19 protein-coding genes and 1 riboswitch are annotated in these 16,364 nt (G+C 68.1%); of the genes, 10 read left to right on the forward strand and 9 right to left on the reverse strand.

Annotated elements, in window-relative coordinates; all coding sequences use genetic code 11:
- Window positions 1-49: 49 nt before the first annotated feature.
- Window positions 50-1,516, reverse strand: a complete 1,467-nt coding sequence (locus ACFWPA_RS12695; RefSeq protein ID WP_378570386.1) for an MFS transporter — start codon at window positions 1,514-1,516, stop codon at window positions 50-52.
- A gap of 100 nt (window positions 1,517-1,616) precedes the next feature.
- Here ACFWPA_RS12695 and ACFWPA_RS12700 point away from each other — a divergent pair, with 100 nt between their 5' ends.
- From ACFWPA_RS12700 to ACFWPA_RS12715, 4 genes are all read left to right on the forward strand, one after another.
- A complete protein-coding gene (locus ACFWPA_RS12700) occupies window positions 1,617-2,009 on the forward strand; it encodes a MarR family winged helix-turn-helix transcriptional regulator (RefSeq protein ID WP_378507455.1) in 393 nt (130 codons plus the stop codon).
- Between the two features lie 40 nt (window positions 2,010-2,049).
- Complete coding sequence (locus ACFWPA_RS12705) at window positions 2,050-2,361, forward strand: antibiotic biosynthesis monooxygenase family protein (RefSeq protein WP_378570388.1); 312 nt, start codon at window positions 2,050-2,052, stop codon at window positions 2,359-2,361.
- A 147-nt stretch (window positions 2,362-2,508) separates the two neighbouring features.
- A riboswitch (cobalamin riboswitch) is annotated at window positions 2,509-2,644 on the forward strand.
- Window positions 2,645-2,672: 28 nt separating this feature from the next.
- Window positions 2,673-2,867, forward strand: coding sequence for a CbtB domain-containing protein (locus ACFWPA_RS12710; protein WP_378507457.1), 195 nt, complete (start codon window positions 2,673-2,675; stop codon window positions 2,865-2,867).
- Complete coding sequence (locus ACFWPA_RS12715; protein ID WP_378570390.1) at window positions 2,858-3,649, forward strand: CbtA family protein; 792 nt, start codon at window positions 2,858-2,860, stop codon at window positions 3,647-3,649. Before ACFWPA_RS12710 ends, ACFWPA_RS12715 begins: the two co-directional genes overlap by 10 nt.
- A gap of 87 nt (window positions 3,650-3,736) precedes the next feature.
- On the opposite strand, the gene ACFWPA_RS12720 is transcribed toward ACFWPA_RS12715, so the two are convergent.
- The 4 genes from ACFWPA_RS12720 to ACFWPA_RS12735 form a co-directional block, all read right to left on the reverse strand.
- Entirely contained in the window at window positions 3,737-4,474 is a 738-nt protein-coding gene (locus ACFWPA_RS12720; protein ID WP_378507459.1) for a DsbA family oxidoreductase, read from the reverse strand.
- A gap of 69 nt (window positions 4,475-4,543) precedes the next feature.
- Window positions 4,544-4,723: a hypothetical protein gene (locus tag ACFWPA_RS12725; protein ID WP_378507460.1), complete on the reverse strand. Its 180-nt coding sequence runs from the start codon at window positions 4,721-4,723 to the stop codon at window positions 4,544-4,546.
- 213 nt (window positions 4,724-4,936) lie between these two features.
- On the reverse strand, window positions 4,937-5,371 hold the full coding sequence (locus ACFWPA_RS12730) for an OsmC family protein (protein WP_378570392.1): 435 nt from the start codon (window positions 5,369-5,371) through the stop codon (window positions 4,937-4,939).
- Window positions 5,372-5,429: 58 nt separating this feature from the next.
- Window positions 5,430-7,013 (reverse strand): MFS transporter, encoded by a 1,584-nt coding sequence (locus ACFWPA_RS12735; RefSeq protein WP_378570416.1) that lies wholly within the window; start codon window positions 7,011-7,013, stop codon window positions 5,430-5,432.
- A gap of 133 nt (window positions 7,014-7,146) precedes the next feature.
- Here ACFWPA_RS12735 and ACFWPA_RS12740 point away from each other — a divergent pair, with 133 nt between their 5' ends.
- The 5 genes from ACFWPA_RS12740 (at window position 7,147) to ACFWPA_RS12760 (ending at window position 9,148) form a co-directional block, all read left to right on the forward strand.
- On the forward strand, window positions 7,147-7,341 hold the full coding sequence (locus tag ACFWPA_RS12740; protein WP_378507462.1) for a CbtB-domain containing protein: 195 nt from the start codon (window positions 7,147-7,149) through the stop codon (window positions 7,339-7,341).
- 67 nt (window positions 7,342-7,408) lie between these two features.
- The gene (locus tag ACFWPA_RS12745) at window positions 7,409-7,849 is read left to right on the forward strand and encodes a hypothetical protein (protein WP_378507463.1); all 441 of its coding nucleotides are present in this window, start codon (window positions 7,409-7,411) and stop codon (window positions 7,847-7,849) included.
- Window positions 7,846-8,142 carry an SH3-like domain-containing protein gene (locus ACFWPA_RS12750; protein ID WP_378507464.1) on the forward strand — a complete coding sequence of 99 codons (297 nt, stop codon included), beginning with the start codon at window positions 7,846-7,848 and terminating at the stop codon, window positions 8,140-8,142. The genes ACFWPA_RS12745 and ACFWPA_RS12750 overlap by 4 nt, the downstream gene beginning before the upstream one ends.
- Window positions 8,139-8,819 carry a thiocyanate hydrolase subunit gamma gene (scnC, locus tag ACFWPA_RS12755; RefSeq protein ID WP_378507465.1) on the forward strand — a complete coding sequence of 227 codons (681 nt, stop codon included), beginning with the start codon at window positions 8,139-8,141 and terminating at the stop codon, window positions 8,817-8,819. Before ACFWPA_RS12750 ends, scnC begins: the two co-directional genes overlap by 4 nt.
- On the forward strand, window positions 8,819-9,148 hold the full coding sequence (locus tag ACFWPA_RS12760) for a ScnB (RefSeq protein ID WP_378507466.1): 330 nt from the start codon (window positions 8,819-8,821) through the stop codon (window positions 9,146-9,148). Before scnC ends, ACFWPA_RS12760 begins: the two co-directional genes overlap by 1 nt.
- Before the next feature lie 236 nt (window positions 9,149-9,384).
- Here ACFWPA_RS12760 and ACFWPA_RS12765 read toward each other — a convergent pair whose 3' ends face one another.
- Entirely contained in the window at window positions 9,385-11,937 is a 2,553-nt protein-coding gene (locus ACFWPA_RS12765) for an ATP-dependent Clp protease ATP-binding subunit (RefSeq protein WP_378507467.1), read from the reverse strand.
- A gap of 304 nt (window positions 11,938-12,241) precedes the next feature.
- On the opposite strand from ACFWPA_RS12765, the gene ACFWPA_RS12770 reads away from it, so the two are divergent.
- Complete coding sequence (locus tag ACFWPA_RS12770; protein ID WP_378507468.1) at window positions 12,242-13,213, forward strand: Acg family FMN-binding oxidoreductase; 972 nt, start codon at window positions 12,242-12,244, stop codon at window positions 13,211-13,213.
- A gap of 3 nt (window positions 13,214-13,216) precedes the next feature.
- Here ACFWPA_RS12770 and ACFWPA_RS12775 read toward each other — a convergent pair whose 3' ends face one another.
- The 3 genes from ACFWPA_RS12775 to lysS all read right to left on the reverse strand — a co-directional run bounded on the left by ACFWPA_RS12775 (window position 13,217) and on the right by lysS (window position 16,236).
- Entirely contained in the window at window positions 13,217-14,158 is a 942-nt protein-coding gene (locus ACFWPA_RS12775) for an esterase/lipase family protein (protein WP_378507469.1), read from the reverse strand.
- A gap of 104 nt (window positions 14,159-14,262) precedes the next feature.
- Window positions 14,263-14,607, reverse strand: coding sequence for an Lsr2 family protein (locus tag ACFWPA_RS12780; protein WP_378507470.1), 345 nt, complete (start codon window positions 14,605-14,607; stop codon window positions 14,263-14,265).
- A 117-nt stretch (window positions 14,608-14,724) separates the two neighbouring features.
- Complete coding sequence (lysS, locus tag ACFWPA_RS12785) at window positions 14,725-16,236, reverse strand: lysine--tRNA ligase (protein ID WP_378507471.1); 1,512 nt, start codon at window positions 16,234-16,236, stop codon at window positions 14,725-14,727.
- Window positions 16,237-16,364: the final 128 nt, after the last annotated feature.

Genomic DNA, 16,364 nt, shown 5'->3' on the forward strand with positions numbered 1-16,364 from the left:
GGCACCGAGGCTAGCCCGGTACCGTGCCGCAGTTGCGCAGTCTCCCGGATCAGTCCCGCCGGGGGGCGGGAACCGCGGTGTACCGACGGCGCCGGATCAGCGGCGCGGCGGTGATCGCGAGGCCGACCAGCGCCACCCCGGTCACCAGGACGAGGCCTGGACGGAACTGCGCGAAGCCCGCGCCCGCCGCCTCGGCGGTGTGCGAGCCTGCCGTGACCAGCGCCGTGGTCAATGCCAGCACGAGGGCGGCCCCGACCTGGGCGGAGGTCTGCACCAGCCCCGACGCCAGCCCCTGCTCCGCGTCGTCCACCCCGGCGGTGGCCTGCGCCATGATCGAGGTGAAGCCGAGCGCGAACCCGACGCCGAGCAGGATCGCCGCGGGCAGGATGGCCACCACGTACGACGGCTGATCGTTGCCGACGAACAGGAACCACAGGTAGCCGAGGCTGAGCGAGGCAAGCGCCGCCAGGATCATCGGCGAGGTGCCGAACCGGTCGATCGGCCGTCCGACGAACGGTGAGGCTACGGCGACGATCAATCCGGTCGGGAGCAGCGCCAGCGCCATCTTCAACGGCGACCAGCCGAGGACCGACTGCAGGAAAATCGTCATCATGAACTGGAAGCTCAGGTAGGAACCGAACAGCGCAACGATGCTGAGATTGGCGCGCACGATGGTGCCGACCCGAAGGATGCTCAGCCGCACCAGCGGGTGCGCCACCCGGTTCTCGACCAGGAAGAACGACGCGAGCAGGACGGCGGCGAGCGCGAACGATCCAAGGGTGAGCGGATCCGCCCAGCCCCGCGACGGGGCGGAGACGACGGTGTAGACGGCCAGCATCATGCCCGCGACGAGGGTGATCGCCCCACCGAGGTCGTGACCACCGCTGTCGGCGGGTCGGTCCCGTGGGATCAGCACCCACGCCGACGCGAGGGCCGCGGCCGCGAACGGCACCGGCATGAGGAATGTCCAGCGCCAGCCCGCGCTGGTGAGCAGCCCCCCGAGGATCAGGCCGGACGAGTAGCCGCTGGCACCGAACACCGAGAAGATCGATAGCGCCCGGTTGCGGGCAGGCCCCTCCCTGAAGGTGGTGGTCAGGATGGACATCGCGGTCGGGGCGGTGAACGCCGCGGCGAGGCCCTTCACGAAGCGCGTGACGATGAGCAGGGTTCCGTTGTCGACGAGGCCGCCGATCAACGAGGCGACCGCGAAGACGGCCAGTGCGGCGAGGAAGACCCGGCGACGGCCGAGCAGGTCGGCGGTGCGCCCACCGAGCAGCAGCAGGCCGCCGAAGCCGAGCACATAGCCGTTGATGATCCACTGCAGGGAGGTCGTGTCGAGGCCGAGTTCGGTGCCGATGGACGGGAGCGCGACGCCGACCATCGAGACGTCGAGTCCGTCCAGGAACATCACGACGCAGAGCACCGCGAGGATCCCCCACAGCCGGCCGGTCCAACCCTGCTGCGGGACTGAGGAATCCGATGTCGTTGGGTTCGGGGCGGTTTCGGTGAAAGTCACGCCAGCCAGACTAGATGCATGTGCAATCAATGCACAAGCATAAATTCTCTTTGCATTTATTTTCCTTGCACTGATCTGTGGGCCGCACTATGATGCGGCCATGACCTCAGAAGCGGAGCTGCGCGAGAGTTGGCGCGCCCTGCTCAGCCGGTACAACGGCATCGCGTGCGAGCTCGACCGGCGGATGCAGAGCGCACACGGGCTGAGCATGAGCGACTTCGAGACGCTGGACCGGCTGGTGTCGGTCACCTGCAGGCATCCCCGCATGCAGGAACTGGCCGCCGACATGTACCTCAGCCCGAGCGCGCTCTCCCGCAGCGTTGCCCGCCTCGAGAAGGCGGGCCTGGTGGCGCGATCACTGTGCGAATCGGACCGTCGCGGCGTCTTCGTCGACGTGACCGACACCGGACGCGCGGTGCACGCCGATGCGGGCAGGACCCAGATGGCCGTGCTGACCGAGCATCTCGGCGACGGCGCCGCCACCGCCGAGTGAGGTCGCGGTCTTCGCAGGAATCGGGAGTACCCTCTCGGCCATGGCAGTGGTGAAGATCAACGCAATCGAGGTGCCCGAGGGCGCCGGTCCCGAACTCGAGAAGCGCTTCGCGCAGCGCGCCGGAACCGTTGAGAACTCCCCCGGGTTTCTCGGCTTCCAGTTGCTGCGCCCAACCGGCGGGGAGACCCGCTACTTCGTGGTGACGCAATGGGAATCGGAGGACGCCTTCGCCGCGTGGCGGGACGGCGACGCCCGCGCCGCGCACGCGGGTGAGGCGAAGAAGCCGGTCGCGACCGGCGCCTCGCTGCTCGAGTTCGAGGTCGTGCTCGACGTCGCGGCGAAGCAGGACTGACCACAACGGTCCTGCGCGTGCCTGCCCGGTATTTTGCGCGGCAGGCACGCGGTGGTCGCAGCCACGATCGGCGACATCCTGACCGGATTCGCCCGCGGCACGGCCGGTTCCGTACCGCGGGCGGGGGATTCGTCCCAATTGACACGGCGGGCGCCTCGGTGCGACAGTGCGCCAGTAATAGCGATGTCGGACGGGAATTCCGGTGCAACTCCGGAGCGGTCGCGCCACTGTGATCGAGGCACTGCCTCGACAGCCAGACCCCGCCGCCATCGCATGGACTTTGCGGGACGCGTTTATCCCAGGAGGAACCTATGGCTGTCGTTCACACCCCCAGCACGTCGACCGAATCGGTCGGTGTCGCGTTGATCATCGCGGGTGTCGTCCTGCTCGCGATGCTGACCCTGTACCTGGTCGGGTTCGACCAGGGCGCGGTCTCGCGCACCGGCATGTACATGCACGAACTGATGCATGACGGTCGCCACCTGCTGGGCCTGCCGTGCCACTGACCGAGAACTTCACGAAACTCCTCATCCGCGGCCTGCTCGCGGGCCTCGTCGCGGGCCTGCTTGCCGGCGCCGTCGCCTTCGTGATCGGCGAACCGCACATCGATGCGGCCATCGCGATCGAGGAGTCCGCCGCCCCGGCGGAGGACCACGCAACCGACGCGGGCGCGCACGGCGGGGCGACAGCCGAGGAGGGGCACTCGCACGGGGAGGATGCCCTGGTCAGCCGCGACGGCCAGCGCATCGGCCTGTTTCTCGCGACCACGCTCGCCGGCCTCGCGCTCGGCGCGATCTTCGCCGTCGTCGCGCATTACGCGCGGCGGGTCACCGCCATGTCCGGTCCGGCGCTCGCACTGGCGTTGGCCGGGGCCGGTTGGCTGGCGATCGAGGCGGTGCCGTTCTTCAAGTACCCGGCGAACCCGCCCGCGGTCGGCGACCCCGACACGATCAATCAGCGCACCTGGCTGTGGCTGGCGACGGTGGTCCTCGGACTGGTTGCGGTCGGTGTCGCCGCGTACGTGGCCCGGCTCGTCGCGTCGACCGGTTACCTGTCCGTGCAGGTCGGGGCGCCGTCCCTGGCCTTCCTCGCGATCGTCGCGGTCGGCTATGTGCTGATGCCCGGGGTCAACGAGGTCGGGGAGGACTTCCCGGCAACCCTGCTGTGGGAGTTCCGGGTCTCGTCGCTGGCGATCCAGGCAACGCTGTGGCTGGCACTCGGCCTCGGTTTCGCGTTTCTCACCGAGCGCGCCGCCCGTGCGCAGAGCGCGCCCGCCGTCGCCAGCTAGCCCGACCCCCGGTACCCAACGCTCCCTAATGTCACATTCGGTCACCTCACGATCCCGAATGTGACATTAGGGAACCCGCGGGTGGGGTCAGACGGCGCAGGAGCCGTCGGTGCAGGAGCCGTCGGCGTCCGACGCGCCTGCGAGGGTGACGATCGGGTTGGCGTCGGCGTACGCCCGCTCCAGCAACTGGGTGAACACCTCGACGGGCTGCGCACCCGAGACGCCGATTGCACGGTTGGCGACGAAGAACGGGACCCCGGTGACGCCGAGCGCGCGGGCCTGCTCAACGTCGTCTCGGACACGATCCGCCTCGGCGTCGGCGTCCAGTGCCGCCCGCGCGGCGCCCGCGTCGAGTCCGACCTCGGCGGCGATCGCAACCAGTTCGTCCCGGTCGTCGACGACCCGGCCCTGCTCGAAATGGGCGCGGAACAGCGCGGACATCAGGTCCTCGCCACGCTCCCCTGCCCAGTGAATCAGCCGGTGCGCGTCGACGGTGTTGGCGGCGATGACGGTGTCGAAGTCCATGACCAGGCCGTCCGCGGCCGCGGTGCTCGCGACGTGCGCGAACATCTGCTTCACCTGGGCGGCGGGCATGCCCTTCATCTCGACGAGGGCGTCGACCTCGGGGCGCCGCAGACCGACCGGGGTGTCCGGGGACAGCAGGTACGACCGCCACACCACCTGCACCCGGTCGCGGTGCGGGAACAGCGCAAGCGCGGTATCGAAGCGCTTCTTGCCGATGTAGCACCACGGGCAGGCGATGTCGGACCACACCTCCAGCACGACGGTGGTGGCTGCGGACTGGTCAACGGGTTCGGGAGTCACGAATGGTTGAAACGTCCACCATCGACATCTTGTTCCTGCACGCGCCCCGAACCGGGCTTGACCATCGGCCTACTCCGCGGCGGGGCAGTCCTTCACTGCCTTCACGTTTCCGTCGATGTTGCAGCTGCCGCCGAGATTGGTGGCAACGGCCGGGGCGGCAACGACGCCGACCGGGAGAGCGGTCAAGACGCCGACCAGGGCGATCTTGGCGGCGAGACGGCGAGCGGGAGCCTTGGCGGAGTTCGTCACGGGGAGTGATCCTCAGTTCGTCGGCACAAGTGCTACCCACGGCATCGGCCATTGGACCTTCGGATGCCATTCACCCTGTGCCAGGTACTTCCAGGGAGATTCCGATATTTCAAACGGAATTCCGCGCTTCACGGTGTATTCACCTGTCAGTGCGGCGGAATCCAGGATAACCGAGAATTCGCCGGGTGACGAGGGTCAATCTTTTGTACGGAATCAAACGAGGGCGGCGTCCAATGTGATGTCGACGCCGGTCAGTGCCTTGCTGACCGGGCATGATTCCTTCGCCGCCTGCGCAACCGACGCGAAGCCGTCGGCATCGAGTCCGTCGACCTCGGCGCGCACGGTGATCGCGATTCCGGTCAGCTTGAATCCGGGATCGTCGGGGCCGAGGCCCACCACCGCGGTCACCTCGAGGCTCTGCGGCACCCCGCCCGCCTCCCCGATCAGCGCTGACAACTGCATCGCGTAGCAGGCCGAATGGGCGGCCGCGATCAATTCCTCCGGACTGGTCGCGCCGTTCGCGGCGTCGGCGGCCCGGGTGGGGAAGGAGACGTCGAATGTCGCCAGGCCCGAACTGGTCAGTTCCGTCTGACCGGACCCATCCTGGAGAGTGCCGTTCCATGCGGTGCGTGCGGTACGAGTGGGCATGCGTCCCAGTCTCCCCCCTCCCCGCCGCCCTGTCGTGCCGGACGACGGACGGGTCCGGTCACCGCCCGGACCGCGCCATCGGCTCGGTCGCATCCTCGGCGCGGTACCGCTCGAGGAGCGCCAGCTCCGAGTCTCGCTTCGGGTACATCAGGAACACCAGCGCCGCACCGAGCAGCACGATTCCGATTGCCGCCGCGTACGCGCGACCGTCACCGGCAAGGAACGCCGCTCGTGCGGCGGCAAGGATCGATTCCGAGTACTGCGGGTAGCGCTCGGCGATGTTCACGGCGCCGGCGAACGACTTCTCCAGCGCGGCCTGCGTCTGCTCGCTCACCGCCGATGCCTGTGGGGTGGCCGCGATCGTGGCCGCGAACGATGCCGAGTATCCGGCCGTCAGTAAGGACCCGAGAACGGACTGCACGATCGCTCCGCCAAGGTCACGCTGGAGATCGGCCGTGCCCGAGGCCATTCCGGCCCGGAACACCGGAACCGACCCGGTCAGCGAATGCGAGGCCGGGGTGCCCGCCAGCCCGACACCCGCGCCGAGCAGCATGAAGCCGAGCGCGATCCGCCAATAGTGCGCCGTCTCGTCCCACATCAGCCAGGCCACCAGCAGTCCAGCGACGATCGCGACATACCCGGCAAGCAGGGTGAAACGCGACCCGTGCGACTCGACGAGCCGCGCCGATCGGGGGGCCACCAGAACCATCACCAGCGCGGCGGGCAGGGCCGCCGAGCCCGCCGCGAGGGTCGAGTAACCGAGCACGTTCTGCAGGTACTGCTGGCTGATGTACATCGTCCCCATCAACGCTCCGAACACGATAATTCCCGCGACCGCAGCGACCCAGAAGATCCGGCGTCGAGCAATGTGTAAGTCGTACAAGGGATTCCGAGCCCGTGCCTGCCGGATCACGAACGCGATGCCCGCGGCGAGCGCGATCCCCAACGCGGAGATCGCGGTCACCGCCATCCCGTCGACGGGTGCGAAGTTGATCCCGAGGACCAGCGCCGCGACCAGGACCACCGACACCAGGCCCCCGAGGTGGTCGACCGGATCGGTGGACTCGTTGACGTGACTCGGCACAACCAGCACCGTCATCGCCAACGCCACCAGCGCGAGCGGGATCGTCACCAGGAACACCGACCCCCAGTCGAATCGCTCGAGCAGCGCACCCGCGACCAGCGGACCGAGCGCGGTGAGCCCACCCCCGATCGACGACCACAGGGCGATCGCCCGGGTCCGCGCCTGCCCCGACCACAACGCGGTGATCAACGCCAGCGTCGTCGGATACGCCAGACCCGCGCAGACGCCGCCTGCCACGCGCGCCGCGAACAGCACCTCCGGGTTCGGCGCGTACCCGGCCAGCAGCGACACCGGTACCGACAGCGTCATCCCGAGAATCAGCATCAGCTTCCGGCCGTAGCGGTCGCCGACCGCACCGAGATAGAGCACCGACGCGGCGAGTCCCACCGAGTAGCCGACGGCGATCAGATTCAACTCGGTCTGACTCGCGTCGAAGGCCCGCCCGATATCCGGCAACGCCACGTTCGCGACCGCCAGGTTCAGATTCGCCACCGCAGCAACGAGAATCAGCCCCGTCAGCACGAGCAGGGCGCGCGCGGGCCGAGCATCGACATTCATGGCCACCGGTCAAGTGGACACCACCCCGACTCCGCCCGCCACCCGATTCCCCCTGCCCGCGCCCGCGGACGGTGTAGCCTCGACAACCGAACCCCGTTGAATCGCGACGATCATGCCGTTCCCGGGAGGAAACATGGCTGTAGTCCATTCACCAAGCAGCGCGACGCAGTCGATGGGCGCGGCCCTGCTCGCCGCCGGAATCGTTCTCCTCGCACTTCTCGCCCTGTACCTGGTCGGATTCGACCAGGGCGCGATCTCACGCACCGGCATGTACATGCACGAACTGATGCACGACGGCCGCCACCTTCTTGGCCTGCCGTGCCACTGACCCGCGCCGCGCGGATCACCTACTGAGCCTTTCGCGTTGTCGCACACATCTTTTCGAAGGACTCGACATGAGTTCACCCCGCACGTTCGACGACCTCCAGAGCGAGGTCACCCGCATCTCCCCCACACTCCGCACTCCCCTCGACTCCCCCTACACGATCTCCAACGACCTGTTCGCCACGCTTCGCCATGTCCTGCACGACGTCGGCGGGCAACCCGACCTGCCAACGCCGTTTCTGGAGAAGGTCGAGGAGCAGTGGGAGATGAACACCTACGTCACCTGCGAATGCCTTGGCTGGCGCGGGGTGTGGAACTCCGAGGAGCGCAGGCGGGCCGAGAACGATCTCGGTGCCACCCTGTACTTCGGGTTGCCGTACTACGCACGCTGGGCAACCGTCGCCGCAAAGACGCTGATCAACAAGGGCCTAGTCACACCCGATGAACTCTCGGCAAAGCTGGACGAGGTTCGGGCCAGGCTGACCGGGGCGCGCGCGGAGGCACCGTCATGACCAGATTCGAGATCGGCGATCGCGTCACCGTCCGCGACGCAACGACCATGTTCCACACCCGGACCCAGGCCTACACCCGAGGCCACACCGGAATCGTCGTCGAACACCGTCCCGACTGGGTGATCCCCGAGGACGAGGCGTGGGGCCGCGACGACGGCCGCACCGAGCCGTTCTACGTGGTCCGCTTCCGGCAACGCGAGCTCTGGCCGAACTACACCGGATGCGACGGCGACACCCTCGAAACCGAATGCTCCGAGCGGTGGCTCGAGCACGCCAAGGAGGAGTCGCAGTGAACGACAGCCACGACCAGCACGCACCGATTCAGGAGTCTCCCGAGGTCAGCGAGTTCGAGGTCCTTGAGACCGCGATCCGCGAACTCGCCATCGAGAAGGGCCTGTTCTCCCACGAGGACCATCGCCGGTTTTCCGAATGGGCGGAGTCGATCGGCCCGGCGGCCGGGTCGCGTCTGGTCGCAAAGGCATGGACGGATCCGGAGTTCAAGGCCCGCCTGCTCGCCGACGGTACCGAAACCTGCGCGGAGATCGGCATCGACTGGCGCGACCCCACCGGATCCGGAACGCCGAGCGACTACACCTGGTTCTACGTCCTGGAGAACACCCCGACCGTGCACAACGTCATCGTGTGCACCCTCTGCTCCTGCTATCCGCGCCCGGTCCTTGGCATGTCTCCCGACTGGTATCGCACCCCCAACTACCGGCGTCGGCTGGTGCGCTGGCCGCGGGAAGTGCTCGGCGAGTTCGGGCTGCACTTCCCTGCCGACGTCGAGGTCCGGGTGCACGACTCGAATCAGAAGTCACGGTTCATGGTGATGCCGATGCGCCCCGAGGGCACCGAGGGCTGGACGGAAGACCAGCTCGCTTCGATCGTCACCCGCGACACGATGATCGGTGTCGCGCTGCCGCAGGTGGACTGGACCGCCACCGAGTCGCCGACCGAGGTTGGCGCGTGATGGGCGGCACCGGATATCAGGTGCTGCTGTCCACCCTCGCCCCGGGAACTCGGCGCGAGGAGGCCCTGCCCGAGCTGGACGGCCCGCCGTCACCGTGGGAGTCGAGCATGCAGGCCACGTGCGAATGCCTGTCCTGGCGGGGCGCGCTGGACAATCTCGACCGCCGCAACGCGGAGGACGCACTCGGGGAGTCGGTCTACGTCGGGTTCCCGGTCCGCGCCAGATCGGCGATCGTCACCGCCCACACCCTGCTCGAGCGCGGGGTGATCACCGAGGACGAGTTGCGGGCGAAGATGCTCGCCGTCCGCGCGCGCTTCGAGCGCGAGTGAGGCCTCACGGACATTGACGACCTGACGGCCGAGACCCTGACGGCGGCCCGGACCCGGATCGACGAGACGCTGCTCGGAATCGTCCGGGAGCTGGTGACGTCCATCGACGCTGACCGGGGACCGACCGAGCGCCTCGACCGGGCGTCCCGCGCCTGACGCTCCCGCAACCACCACCGGGCACAGGGACGACGAACGCCCCGCGAGCCTTCGCTCGCGGGGCGTTCGTCATGCGTGACCTACTCGGCGCCGCCGCCCTCGGCCGGGGCCTCGCCTGCCTTCGCCATGTCGACCGGCAACGAGTCCGGCACCGCGACCGGCCGCGGGCTCGGGGCGAACGTGAACTTCGCGTCCTCGCCCGCGCCCTCGCCGTCCCAGCCCTCGACGTCGACCAGGACGATCTGACCGGGGCCGACCTCGTTGAAGAGGATCTTCTCCGACAGCTGGTCCTCGATCTCGCGCTGGATGGTGCGACGCAGCGGCCGCGCACCGAGCACCGGATCGAAGCCGCGCTTCGCGAGCAGCGACTTCGCCCGCTCGGTCAGCTCGATGTCCATGTCCTTGTTCTTCAGCTGCTTCTCCACCCGGCCGATCATCAGGTCGACCATCTGGATGATCTGGTCCTGCGTCAGCTGGTGGAAGACGATGATGTCGTCGATGCGGTTGAGGAACTCGGGACGGAAATGCTTCTTCAGCTCGTCGTGCACCTTGAGCTTCATCCGCTCGTAGTTCGACTCGTTGCCGCTACCGGAGGTGAAGCCAAGCCCGACCGCCTTCGAGATGTCGGCGGTGCCCAGGTTCGAGGTGAAGATCAGCACGGTGTTCTTGAAGTCGACCGTGCGGCCCTGACCGTCGGTGAGGCGGCCGTCCTCGAGCACCTGCAGCAGCGTGTTGTAGATCTCCTGGTGGGCCTTCTCGATCTCGTCGAACAGCACGACCGAGAACGGCTTGCGGCGCACCTTCTCGGTGAGCTGGCCGCCCTCCTCGTAGCCGACGTAGCCGGGAGGGGCACCGAACAGTCGCGACGCGGTGAACCGGTCATGGAACTCGCCCATGTCGATCTGGATGAGCGCGTCGTCGTCGCCGAACAGGAAGTTCGCCAGGGCCTTGGACAGCTCGGTCTTACCGACGCCGGACGGACCGGCGAAGATGAACGAACCGGACGGACGCTTCGGATCCTTCAGGCCAGCGCGGGTACGCCGGATCGCCTTGGAGACCGCCTTGACCGCGTCCTCCTGACCGATGATCCGCTTGTGCAGCTCATCCTCCATGCGGAGCAGCCGGGTGGTCTCCTCCTCGGTCAGCTTGAACACCGGGATGCCGGTCCAGTTGCCGAGCACCTCGGCGATCTGCTCGTCGTCGACCTCCGCGATGACGTCCAGGTCGCCGGAGCGCCACTGCTTCTCACGCTCGGCGCGCTGCGCGACGAGCTGCTTCTCCTTGTCGCGCAGGCTGGCGGCCTTCTCGAAGTCCTGCGCGTCGATCGCGGACTCCTTCTCCCTGCGGGCGTCGGCGATCTTGTCGTCGAACTCGCGCAGGTCCGGCGGCGCGGTCATCCGGCGGATGCGCATCCGGGCACCGGCCTCGTCGATGAGGTCGATCGCCTTGTCCGGCAGGAACCGGTCGTTGATGTAGCGGTCCGCGAGGGTGGCCGCCGCGACCAGTGCGCCGTCGGTGATCGAGACGCGGTGGTGCGCCTCGTACCGGTCGCGCAGGCCCTTGAGGATCTCGATGGTGTGCTCGACCGTCGGCTCGCCGACCTGCACCGGCTGGAAGCGGCGCTCGAGAGCGGCGTCCTTCTCGATGTACTTGCGGTACTCGTCGAGGGTGGTCGCGCCGATCGTCTGCAGCTCGCCGCGGGCCAGCTTCGGCTTGAGGATCGACGCCGCGTCGATCGCGCCCTCGGCCGCGCCCGCTCCGACGAGGGTGTGCAGCTCGTCGATGAACAGAATGATGTCGCCGCGGGTGTTGATCTCCTTGAGGACCTTCTTCAGGCGCTCCTCGAAGTCACCGCGGTAACGGCTGCCCGCGACCAGGGAACCCAGGTCGAGCGTGTACAGCTGCTTGTCCTTGAGGGTCTCGGGGACCTCACCGTTGACGATCGCCTGCGCGAGACCCTCGACGACGGCGGTCTTGCCGACGCCGGGCTCACCGATCAACACCGGGTTGTTCTTGGTGCGCCTGCTGAGCACCTGCATCACCCGCTCGATCTCCTTCGAGCGGCCGATGACCGGGTCGAGCTTGCCCTCGAGCGCGGCCTGCGTCAGGTTGCGGCCGAACTGGTCGAGGACCAGGGAGGTGGACGGGGTCCCGGCCTCGCCGCGGCCGCCGCTGGTCTCCTGCGGCTCCTTGCCCTGGTAGCCGGACAGCAGCTGAATGACCTGCTGACGGACCCGGTTCAGGTCGGCGCCGAGCTTGACCAACACCTGGGCGGCGACGCCCTCACCCTCGCGGATCAGGCCGAGCAGGATGTGCTCGGTGCCGATGTAGTTGTGGCCGAGCTGCAGCGCCTCGCGCAGGCTCAACTCCAGCACCTTCTTGGCGCGCGGGGTGAACGGGATGTGACCGGACGGGGCCTGCTGGCCCTGACCGATGATCTCTTCCACCTGGCTGCGCACGCCCTCGAGGGAGATGCCCAACGACTCCAACGACTTCGCCGCAACACCCTCGCCCTCGTGGATGAGGCCGAGCAGGATGTGTTCGGTGCCGATGTAGTTGTGGTTGAGCATCCGGGCCTCTTCCTGGGCCAGGACAACAACGCGCCGTGCGCGGTCGGTGAACCTCTCGAACATCGCTCTCCCTCACGTTCTTTATGGGTAGATCCCCAGCGGGATTTACGAGCCGCACCTCCCACTGTAGTGGCCGGTGATGCGGCCTGCGCCGCCTCCATCCCATTGACAACGGGGACAGTCTGCATGCTTACCCGTGACAACGCGGCATCCAGGTATTTCGTTTCCACCGGCCGCTACGCCAACAGCGAACACCGGGAGACCGACCGGTCTCGTATCCGTCCGGCCAAGTCGGGACCAACGGCCCTAGTCGCCCGATTTCGCCAGGCCGACACTGGTCCTCACACCGCACAGTGAGGACAACGCCATGGACGCGCTCATTCCCGACACCGAGGTGGTGCGCACCGCCGTCGACCTGGCGTGCCGGGCACCGTCGGTGCACAACAGCCAGCCCTGGCGGTGGCGGTACGACGCGGGCCGACTCGAACTGTCCGCAGACCCGGCCCGGCTGCTGGTCGCCGCCGACCCCCGCGGACGCCAGCTGATGATCAGCTGCGGCGCCGCATTGCAGCATCTGACCGTCGCGTTGACCGCGCTGCGCTGGCAGACGCACATCGACCTGTTTCCCGACCCCGCCCGCCCGCAACTGGTGGCGGCGATGCGGTTCGCCAACAACGCCCGGCCACAGTCGCACGACTTCGACCTGCTCGCGGCGATCCGGCGCAGGCGCACCGACCGAACCGCGTTCGCCCCGCTGCCCGACACCCCGCTGCTGCGGAACCTGCTCGGCGCGGCAGGCGCGGAGGTGACGGTGACATTCCTGGGCGCCGACGCCCGCCCCGTCCTGGCGGAGGCGACCGCGTCGAGCCTGGCCGCGCGCCGCTACGACGCCTCCTACCAGGCGGAACTGCGCTGGTGGGCGGGCCATATCCGGGACGGTGACGGCATCCCGGAGGCCGCCCTTGCCACCCGCACCGAACGGCAGCGCGTACCGGTCGGTCGCAGGTTCCCCGATCCGCACGGCGCGACCCGCACCGACGACGGCCCCGACGACGAATCGACCGTCCTCGTCCTGAGCACCACCGCCGACGACGCCGCCGCGTGGCTCCGGTGCGGCCGGGCGCTGTCCGCGATCGCGCTCGAAGCGACGGTGCAGCGGCTCGCGACGTGCCCGCTGACCCATCTCACCGACATCGACCGCAGCCGGGACATCGTCCGGACGCTGATCCCCGGCGCGGAGGTGCCGCAGCTGCTGCTGCGGGTCGGAATCCCGACCCGCCCCACGCCACTCAACGACACCCCGCGCCGCCCGATCGTCGAGGTCCTGACCTTCGGGTGACGCTCAGCCGACCACCGGCGGAACGAACACGCACGGGACCGGCCGCGGATGCGCCGGATCGAGCGCGTTGAGCACCAGGGCGGCGGCAACGGGTTCGCCCGCGATCGACAGGTGGTCGCCGAAATCCTGGGCGCAGTGATCCTGGACGACGATGTTGGTCGCGTTCGGGCCCTCCTCGTAGCCGCTGGTGTACGGCACCACCAGCTCGTCGTACCGGGTGAGGATGTTCGTGTAGGTGACGCCGGGGGCGTAGACGCCGCCGTCCCGCAGCTGGGTCATGAACCGTGAGCCGGCAAGGAACTGCCCGCACGCGCCGCACAACGGTGCCATCACCGGGCCCGCCGCGTCGACACCGAGATCGCGGTACGACGCGAGGGCACGGGGCAGGTCGAACGCGCCCTCCCCCTTCCACAGCGGTGCGAGGGACACGTACCGGTCGACCTTGTCGGCGCCGCCGAGATATTTCACCCAGTAGGTGGGCATCAAGGTGCCCTGGGAGTGTCCGATGATGTCGACCTTGGCCGCCCCCGTCGACGCCAGCACCCGGTCCACGAACGCGCCCAGTTCGGCCGCGCTCTCCTCCATCGGCCGCATCCCGCCGATCGCGTTCAACGGCCAGGGCAGCTGCTCGTAGGCGCCGTAGGTCAGCGAGTAGACGCAGTACCCCTCGTTGGCGAGGAGTGGCGCATAGGTTGCCCAGTTGGTCTGCCGGTTTCCGCCGGTGCCGTGGACGAGGACCACCGGATTCGGGTGCTCCGCGGTCGGGGTGCACGACCAGTCGTTGGAGCCGGGCGCGGACCCGCCGGGATTGCCGAGTTCCAGGGGAACGCCGGCGAGGAACTGGTAGGGCACGGGCAGCGGCGTCGCGCCCGCGACGCCGCCGAAGAACAGGGACGCAATCCCGACGAGAACCGCGCCGACTCTCGCCGCGACGACATTTCGCACCCGCACGTCATTCCCCCTGATTTTCGCACCGTGTTCGCCTGTCCGCGCAGGCTAGCAGTGCAGCCGGACGCGGACAGGCGAAACGTGCGAGTAGGGACGACGGTTCAGTTCGCCTTGTTGTAGAGCTCGGTGATTTCTGCGGAGATTCGTCCCCGCGCGGAAACCGGGTGACCATTTCGTCGTGCCCACTCACGGATCGCCGCGCTCTGTTCCCGATCGGCAGCGACCCGCGACTTTCCTACCGCTGGAGCGGGCTTTCCACGCCGCCTGCCGGTCGACCGGCGGGCGTGCGCGACCCATTCCTCGAGCTGATCCCGCAGTCGCGCCGCGTTCTCCGAGGAGAGATCGATCTCGTAGGTCACCCCGTCGAGCCCGAACTCGACCGTTTCGTCGGCGGTCGATTCCTGATCCACGTCGTCGATAAGAGTGACGGTGACCTTCTTTGCCATGTCCCGAGTTCCCTTCGAACAATTCCGTATTCCGGGCCCCGCGCACCGGATTCCGCGAGTGTACCCCCGGGGCGAGAATTGCGAGTGCTCGAGCTCGACAAATCTATTCGAAATGGATCAGCGTGCGGATGGGCGCACAATTGGGAACAGGATCGTTTCCCGGATACCCAATCCGGTCAACGCCATCAGCAGCCGGTCGATGCCCATCCCGGTCCCCGTCGTCGGGGGCATGCCGTGCTCCATCGCCGCGAGGAACTCCTCGTCCAACGCCATCGCCTCGTCGTCGCCTGCCGCGGCGAGGCGGGCCTGGTCGACGAAGCGATCCCGCTGGATGACCGGGTCGACGAGTTCCGAGTACCCGGTCGCCAGCTCGAACCCCCGGACGTACAGGTCCCACTTCTCGGTGACCCCGGGCAGGCTCCGATGCTGCCGGGTCAGCGGCGACGTCTCGACCGGGAAATTGCGGACGAAGGTCGGCTCGTTCAGCTGATCACCACACTGGTGCTCCCACAGTTCCTCGACGAGCTTGCCGTGGCCGTACCCCTTGTCCTTCGGCACCTCGAGCCCGACCTTCGCGGCAAGCGCGAGCAATTCGTCGACGGTGGTGTCCGGCGTGACCGATGCCCCGATCGCGGCGGACAGCGACGGATACATTTCCATCGTCTTCCACTCGCCGCTCAGGTCGTACTCGGTCCCGTCTGCGAGGGTGACGACCTGGGTGCCGAGCGCGTTCTGCGCGACCTCCTGGATCAATTCGCGGATCATCGTCGCGGAATCGTCGTAGGTGCCGTAGGCCTCGTAGGTCTCGAGCATCGCGAACTCGGGCGAATGCGTCGAGTCGATGCCCTCGTTGCGGAAATTGCGGTTGATCTCGAAGACCTTTTCGATTCCGCCGACGACGCAGCGCTTGAGGAACAGCTCCGGCGCGATCCGCAGGTAGAGGTCGATGTCGAGCGCATTCGAATGCGTGACGAACGGACGCGCGGCGGCCCCGCCCGCGATGGTCTGCAGCATCGGGGTCTCGACCTCGAGGAATCCGCGCCGTTCGAGCGCGTTGCGCAGCTCACGCACCACCGCGACCCGCTTGCGGGCCATCTCCCTTGCCTCCGGGCGCACGATCAGGTCGACATACCGCTGCCGGACCCGGGATTCCTCGTTCATTTCCTTGTGCGCGACCGGGAGCGGACGCAGCGACTTGGCGGCGAGCTGCCAGGAATCGGCCATCACCGACAGTTCACCGCGACGCGAGCTGATCACCTCGCCGTGCACGAACACGTAGTCGCCGAGATCGACGTCGGACTTCCACGCCGCGAGCGCGTCCACACCGACGTTCGCGAGGCTGAGCATTGCCTGCAGCTGGGTGCCGTCGCCCTCCTGGAGGGTCGCGAAGCACAGCTTGCCGGTGTTGCGGACGAAGATCACCCGGCCAGCGACGCCGACCTGCTCGCCGGTCGCGGCGTCCGGCTCCAGGTCGGGGTACTTCGCCCGGATCTCGGCGAGGGCGTGGGTGCGCGGCACCGAGACCGGGTAGGCCTCCTGCCCCTGCTCGAGGATCCGTTCCCGCTTCTCGCGGCGGATGCGCAGCTGCTCGGGGGTGTCGTCTACAGGCTGGGCGGGTGCGTCACTCACGGAAGACAAGACTAACGGTTCGTCACCGTGCGTGATTCTTACCCCGGTCGGGGTAAGAATCACGCACGGCGGCGGAGCCGACCCGGGCGCACGGCGGCGGAGCCGACCCGGGGCCACGGCGGCGGAGC

The organism is Rhodococcus sp. NPDC058505 (assembly GCF_042720095.1).
Classification (GTDB): Bacteria; Actinomycetota; Actinomycetes; order Mycobacteriales; family Mycobacteriaceae; genus Rhodococcus_G.

Bases quoted from the DNA above. Each gene is read 5' to 3' on its own strand.
- ACFWPA_RS12700 (WP_378507455.1), top strand. From the start codon at position 1,617: ATGACCTCAGAAGCGGAGCTGCGCGAGAGTTGGCGCGCCCTGCTCAGC.
- ACFWPA_RS12745 (WP_378507463.1), top strand. From the start codon at position 7,409: ATGAGTTCACCCCGCACGTTCGACGACCTCCAGAGCGAGGTCACCCGC.
- ACFWPA_RS12735 (WP_378570416.1), bottom strand. From the start codon at position 7,013: ATGAATGTCGATGCTCGGCCCGCGCGCGCCCTGCTCGTGCTGACGGGG.
- ACFWPA_RS12760 (WP_378507466.1), top strand. From the start codon at position 8,819: ATGGGCGGCACCGGATATCAGGTGCTGCTGTCCACCCTCGCCCCGGGA.
- ACFWPA_RS12730 (WP_378570392.1), bottom strand. From the start codon at position 5,371: ATGCCCACTCGTACCGCACGCACCGCATGGAACGGCACTCTCCAGGAT.
- ACFWPA_RS12765 (WP_378507467.1), bottom strand. From the start codon at position 11,937: ATGTTCGAGAGGTTCACCGACCGCGCACGGCGCGTTGTTGTCCTGGCC.
- ACFWPA_RS12780 (WP_378507470.1), bottom strand. From the start codon at position 14,607: ATGGCAAAGAAGGTCACCGTCACTCTTATCGACGACGTGGATCAGGAA.
- ACFWPA_RS12710 (WP_378507457.1), top strand. From the start codon at position 2,673: ATGGCTGTCGTTCACACCCCCAGCACGTCGACCGAATCGGTCGGTGTC.
- ACFWPA_RS12705 (WP_378570388.1), top strand. From the start codon at position 2,050: ATGGCAGTGGTGAAGATCAACGCAATCGAGGTGCCCGAGGGCGCCGGT.
- ACFWPA_RS12770 (WP_378507468.1), top strand. From the start codon at position 12,242: ATGGACGCGCTCATTCCCGACACCGAGGTGGTGCGCACCGCCGTCGAC.
- ACFWPA_RS12750 (WP_378507464.1), top strand. From the start codon at position 7,846: ATGACCAGATTCGAGATCGGCGATCGCGTCACCGTCCGCGACGCAACG.
- ACFWPA_RS12740 (WP_378507462.1), top strand. From the start codon at position 7,147: ATGGCTGTAGTCCATTCACCAAGCAGCGCGACGCAGTCGATGGGCGCG.